This is a genomic window from Pseudomonas sp. SIMBA_041, from assembly GCF_046535095.1.
In the GTDB taxonomy this organism is placed as follows: domain Bacteria; phylum Pseudomonadota; class Gammaproteobacteria; order Pseudomonadales; family Pseudomonadaceae; genus Aquipseudomonas; species Aquipseudomonas mucoides.
Genome location: NZ_JAWRXJ010000760.1, coordinates 1 through 246, shown reverse-complemented (window position 1 = coordinate 246; position 246 = coordinate 1). Strand labels below are relative to the sequence as shown.

Sequence of the window (246 nt, the reverse complement as noted above, 5' to 3'; positions counted from 1 at the left end):
ACTACTACTTCAACCGGGATTTTCGCGATTCGGGTGCGGCCAAGAGCAAGGTCGACGAGTGGGCCCAGGGCTTCATTCTGAAGTTCACCTCCGGCTATACCCCTGGCCTGGTCGGCGTCGGCCTGGATGGCATTGCCCTGTTCGGCATGAAGCTGGACAGCAGCCGCGATGCCAGTGGCTCCGAGTTGCTGCCGGTGCACGATGACGGGCGTGCGGCAGACAACTATGGGCGGGCCGGGCTGGCGG

General features: G+C 64.2%; 1 protein-coding gene. It reads left to right on the top strand.

Translation table 11 applies throughout. The features are described from left to right. Positions 1 to 246 (top strand): OprD family outer membrane porin (locus tag SB725_RS33155; protein ID WP_410923694.1); only part of this gene is annotated, 246 nt, incomplete at both ends.